The sequence below is a fragment of the Acidithiobacillus ferriphilus genome (genome assembly GCF_018854775.1).
In the GTDB taxonomy this organism is placed as follows: Bacteria; Pseudomonadota; Gammaproteobacteria; order Acidithiobacillales; family Acidithiobacillaceae; genus Acidithiobacillus; species Acidithiobacillus ferriphilus.
Window position 1 is genome coordinate 1 of sequence record NZ_JAAZTY010000181.1, and the last position, 5,656, is coordinate 5,656.

Consider the following 5,656-nt stretch of genomic DNA (forward strand, 5'->3'; position numbering starts at 1 on the left):
CAGGTGCTGGCGGTGATGGAGGTGACGCCGAACATTTGCGCCGAAGCGCTGCCCAAGGGCGGATACACATACCCGTTATTCATGCCTTGGGTGGGCTGTCCATCGGTGATGAAGATGACATATTTCTTGCCGCAGGTCGTTGGTGGCGGATTGGATAACTTTCCCTCGTAATACTTCAGTGCGGTGCTGAAAGCACCCGCCATGGGGGAGTAACCCGCGGAAGCGGTTATCGGACCTTGCGTAGCGTAAGGAAAACTGGTGTTGTTGGGGCTGGTTAGAAAAACTTCCGGGAGTATGGCGTTGGCGATATTGGTCGCATTGGTGCTGTTTGTCGCGGATATGGGGCTGACGATATTGCCCTGATTATAGACGGTGCTGGCGTTGAAGGCGTAACCGCGCTGCGACTCCCAGATCTGCTGCGAGAGGGGAAAATAACCGGCGCTGGTGGGGGTCATGCCGCTGCCGAGCAGGTTGCTGGTGTTCTGGTAACTGACGCCAGATTGTTGCCGCTCATAATGGTACAGGCTCAAGTTGTAGGGGTTTGGGCCGCCGGAGGCGATGTTGGTGGAACCTGGGAATTGTGCGGCATAGGCATAAAGCACATCATTGATGACCGGAGCATCACTACTGGCGTTGACGTAAAGATATTTGTCTTTATAGAGCCCGGATACAGATAGGTTATTATAACCAAGACCATAAATGCTGGCGCATGATTTGCTAACCGATCCGTAACATGGATTATTGACCGCAATATCTCCGGACGGCGCCCCTGTCGCATTATTCCCAAAGGAAAACCCGTTATTATCGCTCATGTAATACACCCAGGTATTGTAGAGCGATATCTTTTTTTCCTCGATGTTTTTCCCGACATAATCCATCAGACCGAACTGGATGTTGTCGCTGTATTCCGGGGTGTTGATGATGGTGCCGATGGCTTGTTCCGCCACGTTGAGCATGGACTGCGAGTTGTCGATATAGGCGCTGGAGGATGTGGAGGCGTTTACGGAGGCGCAGGCGCTTTGGGCGGCGGCGGTAATGCCGGAGGTATCGCAGGGAACGGAGTAGGGCACGCTGCCCCCGGAGGCCCCCAGCGCCGGGGGCGTGAAGCCGCTGGCCGTATAATTTGCGGGCGAAGATGAGTTGGCGTCTTCGGGCACGGTGCCGGAGCCGGTCATGATGGCGCCGGAGAGTCCGGTGGGTCCTTGCAGAACGCCCGCCATGCCTTGGGAGTTGTCCAGCAGGATCATGATCTGCGGCTGATTGGCAGAGGGAATATTGATGGAATTGTTGGCCTGCGCGAAGCCGCTCCAACCGGCTAGGGGCGCTGCAGTCATGGACAGGCAGAGTATGCTGACAATGAATTTCTGACGCGCGTTTTTCTTCATTGCACTTTCCTCAAAATAGCCTGCACGGTGACGCCGAGCCCACCGCCGTTGGTTCTGGATGTATGCACATAGACGACGTAGTAACGCATGCTTTGCACGCCGGGGCCGGTGCCGGTCTGGTTTTGTTCATTGCCGCCCACCTGGGTGGCGAGGGCGCCGGCGGGGTACATCGTATACTGCACATTAAAATTAAAGCTGCCGTACTTCACCGGAATGGAAGCGCAGGTCGTCCCAGTGCAGTTGGACCAAAAGCTTGCGGGCGGCACTGTGGGGCGGGTGGGGCCATTAGCGTTGCTTGGTAACGACTGATACCAGGTGCCCGGAGAAGTGATTTCCGGCCAGTTTGGCAGGATCTGCAAGCTGGTATTCGCAGCCGTCACGCCCTGATCCGTCGCTTCCTGCGCGGCGCTTTGCACCGCCATATTGGAAGAAATAAGCACATTATTACGGGTCAGGTACATGAGCGCGAGCACGGCGATGGTGATCACCAGCACGAGGACGAGGGTGATCACCAGTATCGCGCCGCGCTCGTCGTTGCGTGCCGGTTTTTGGGCGAAGAACGCCTGCTGCGTGTGCTGGATCATGGTCCACTCCAGATATTATTCCGAACCGGCACCACGCTCTCGAAGAGGTGGTAGGCATAATGGCGGCAATCACCCTGCAGGCAGCCGGGGCCGTTGTTTTGGGGTACGCTGTAGCTTTGGGTTTGTCCGGTGGGGGCGGGCATGGCGAAGCTGGCCGGGCTGGTTTCATTGGGCATGTAACGGGTGCTGCGGACCAGCATGGCGATCCGCACGGCGAGGATTTGCTGCGTGACGGAAGCGGTATAGTTTTTCGGCAATACCCATTGCGTGATGGCCCCGTTGCTACCCAGGCCGTATTCCAACTGCAGGTCCACCACACCGCGCGCCAAAGCCTGACGGGTACCCGTGCCCTGGTTGGCGGTGTATTGGGTCAGGTAAAGGGTGGGCGTTGCCGTGCCGCCGTTGTCGCCGATGGTGAATTGATTGATGGTGAAGTTCTTGCTGCCCAGATCGATCAGGTTGGCTCCGGCGAAGGCGGTACTTGTGAGGCCGAGGCTGGGATAAATGCTGTTTGCTAGTGTCTGAAAGCCTCCGGAAGGATTGTAGTTGGACAGTCCGGAGTTGTGGACGATACCCAGTCCGTTACCATTGGGCAGCAGATTGGTGGCCTGCGCCATCAGGCAGGCCTGTCCGGGAATCTGCACGATGAAAAGGTCGCCCGAGTTGATGAATGCCGTCGTGGTCAAAAACACCCGCTGGGAGCTCATGCTGGGAATGGAGCTGATTTGCGCTGCGGGGGCATTGCCGAAAGAAGCCCCTCCCGTCACGGTCATCAAGGAGTACGTGTCGATCTGACTGAGGGCCGTGGGATCGTAGGCGCTGCCGCTTTGCACGGAGGCGGTGATGGCCGTCATGGAAAATGGGGAGGTGGTGGACTGCTTGGCATTATAAGCCGCAATGCCGTTGGGACAATTGGCAGCCTGCGGCAACCCGAATCCCGCCGATTCCACCGCCTGGCGCACCAAGGCCAACGCGTTGCGACCACGCTGAAACATATCCGAGGTGGTGCTTTGGTTGGTGATGATCTGGCTGCTGTTCAAAAAGAAGGTAAAGACGGCGGTCGCCAGCAAGGTGCCGATGACCAATGCCACCAGCAGTTCGGTGAGGGTAAAGCCATTTTCAGAAGGAAGAGCAGTGCGGCGCATGGTCAGTAGCCCACGATGGTTTGCACGGTGTAGGCTTCCGGGGTGCCATTGGACAGCCAACCGACGGAAATCGTAGCGGTGCAGGGACACATCCCGCCGCCTTGCAGGGAAATGACCGCGATATTGCCGTTGGCGGAGGGGAGGGCGGGGGGAAGGGCGGCAGGATGCAACATATTTTTCCAGCTCACGATCGCTTGCGCAACCACGGTGTTGGCGCTACCGGGAATGGTGACGCTGCCCGTTTTGGAGACGGCCGCGCCGTCGAATTGCAGCGCGTTGCTGCCGTTGGCGCGGATCATGCCGATGGCGTTTTGGGCCATCTCATAGCCGCCCGTGAGGTTGTTGCCCTCGGCAGTGGTACTGAAACCGGTCATGAGGATCGCCAGAATACCCATCGAGCCGATGGCGAAAATCGCCAGAGCGATCATGGTCTCGATGAGGGTGAAGCCTTGTTCCGATGGTTGTGGCGCGTGCATGATGAGGGTCCTCACTGGAGGTTGCACTGGGTGCTATGGGCGGAAGCGGTGGCGCAGGAACGCACATCCCCGGCGCCACCCACCTCTACCTGCCAATAGCCATAGGTAGCCGGCTGCGAACTGGTCGCTTGAAAGGTGATGGCCGCGCTGGTGACGGCCCCGGTGGCGTTGTACACCATTCCGGTGGGGGTCACACTGAATGCGGTGGCCGTGGGGGGGCTGGTGCCGACCAAGACGGTACAAGGGGTGTTCCGATAGTGATTGGCGTATTGCGGGGCGGACATTTGCGGAATATTTTGCAATGTTGTGCTGAGCGTCTGCGGGCTGATGGTCCATGCACAGGTGTTTCCACCGCCCCCCTGAATACTGATGCTCACTGGGTAGCCACTGCGGATGGCGTAGCCCTTGGCCCAGAGAATGTCTTGCTGAAGTCTTCCGGCGGCGGATTGTATGCGCGCGCGCACCATCCAGATTTCAACATCGGGGATGGCAATGGCGAGGATAACGGCGAGCACGGCAATAGTGATCATCAACTCAATCAGGGTGAATCCCCGCATGGGCCTGCGACGGGGTTTCACCGACTCAGCATCGCCCGCGCCGCCTTCACCCCCCATGCGTCACCACCGCGCCCATCTTGAAGATCGGCATATACATGGCGACCACCAGGGTGCCGACGATGATGCCGAGCACCACCATGATCATCGGCTCCATGAGGGTGGAGAGGCGGTCCACCGATTCCTCCACGTCCGCTTCGTAAAAGTCGGCGACCTTGCCGGACATGGTTTCGATGGCGCCGGTTTCCTCGCCGATGGCCAGCATCTGCGTGGCCATGATGGGGAAGACGCCGTCGGATTTGAGCCGGGTGGTGATGCGACCACCACCGGCGACGTCGTCACGGGCCGCCAGGACGCTGCGCTCGATGATGATATTGCCGGAGACCTTGGAAAGGGTTCCCAGGGCCTCCATGATGGGCACCCCCGCCGCCTGCATGGTGGACAGGGTGCGCATAAAGCGCGCCACCGCGCCTTTAAGCAGGATGTCGCCCAGCACCGGGATTTTCAGGGAGAAACGGTCTACCACGGTCTTGAAAGCCAGGTTGCGCTTGTAGGCGTAGACAAAAAGCCATACCGCGGCGATGGGCACGAGCACCACAATATACCAGTGACCTTTCATCCAGTCGGAGATGTTGACGACGACCTGCGTCAACAGCGGCAATGTGGCGCCGAAGCTGCTGAATAACTGTGAGAATACCGGGATGACGAAAATCATCAGAATGACCACGACCACGACCATGACGGTGATGATGGCCGCCGGGTAGAACATGGCTGACTTCACCTTTTTATTCAGTGCCAGGGTCTTTTCGCGGTATTCGGCCAGACGCAACAGAATGGTGTCGAGGATGCCGCCCTGCTCACCGGCGGCGATCAGGGACACAAAGAGGCGGTCGAAGTATTTGGGAAAGTGGGCCATGGCTTGCGACAGGGAGTCGCCTTCCCGGAGATGTTGGAGAATGCCTTTGAGCAGTTTTTTCATGCCCTCGCCGGAAGTGGCGGAGATGAGCAGTTCGAAGGACTGCACGATGGGCACGCCGGCATTGATCATGGTGGAGAGCTGACGGACCATCACCACTAACTGCGCTTCTTTGACGCCTCTTTCCCCGAAGAGGGGTTGCGGCGCTTTGCGCACGGCGGTGGGCACCAGTCCCGTGTGGCGCAGATTGGAGCGCACGACGTTGGCGGAGACGGCGTTCATTTCGCCCTTTTTCTTTTCTCTCCCGTCGGGAGTGGTCGCCTCCCAGGTAAAGTCGTAGGTCTTTGCCGCGCGGATTGCGGATTTCTTGTCTTTACTCAGGATCGATGCCATTTTTTTGCCCCCGTCTCTTTGGATAATTAGTATAAACCCCGAAAATTGCAAGGCGGCGAAGGTCTACGAGGGAAATCCTCAAACGAGCTGCGGCGGGGTGGCATTGGGGGCAGAGGGATGACGCTGCGGCGGCTTCCGTCCGGTTTCATACAGCGCCTGCAACTCGCTGCGCACCACGTTGAGCTCCATGTCAATGGAAGCGA

At 58.5% G+C, this 5,656-nt stretch carries 5 protein-coding genes and 1 pseudogene; all 6 read right to left on the bottom strand.

Going from position 1 to position 5,656, the window contains the following annotated elements; all coding sequences use genetic code 11:
- Positions 1-1,385, bottom strand: a pseudogene (locus HF921_RS11615) (type IV pilin biogenesis protein); the annotation flags it as partial.
- Complete coding sequence (locus tag HF921_RS11620; RefSeq protein WP_064218311.1) at positions 1,382-1,969, bottom strand: hypothetical protein; 588 nt, start codon at positions 1,967-1,969, stop codon at positions 1,382-1,384. The gene HF921_RS11620 and the pseudogene HF921_RS11615, both read right to left, overlap by 4 nt.
- On the bottom strand, positions 1,966-3,114 hold the full coding sequence (locus tag HF921_RS11625) for a PilW family protein (RefSeq protein ID WP_064218312.1): 1,149 nt from the start codon (positions 3,112-3,114) through the stop codon (positions 1,966-1,968). The genes HF921_RS11620 and HF921_RS11625 overlap by 4 nt, the downstream gene beginning before the upstream one ends.
- Before the next feature lie 2 nt (positions 3,115-3,116).
- Positions 3,117-3,590 (bottom strand): prepilin-type N-terminal cleavage/methylation domain-containing protein, encoded by a 474-nt coding sequence (locus HF921_RS11630; protein ID WP_064218313.1) that lies wholly within the window; start codon positions 3,588-3,590, stop codon positions 3,117-3,119.
- Positions 3,591-3,601: 11 nt separating this feature from the next.
- Entirely contained in the window at positions 3,602-4,204 is a 603-nt protein-coding gene (locus tag HF921_RS11635) for a GspH/FimT family pseudopilin (protein ID WP_226834550.1), read from the bottom strand.
- Complete coding sequence (locus tag HF921_RS11640; RefSeq protein ID WP_064218314.1) at positions 4,194-5,453, bottom strand: type II secretion system F family protein; 1,260 nt, start codon at positions 5,451-5,453, stop codon at positions 4,194-4,196. Before HF921_RS11640 ends, HF921_RS11635 begins: the two co-directional genes overlap by 11 nt.
- Positions 5,454-5,656: the final 203 nt, after the last annotated feature.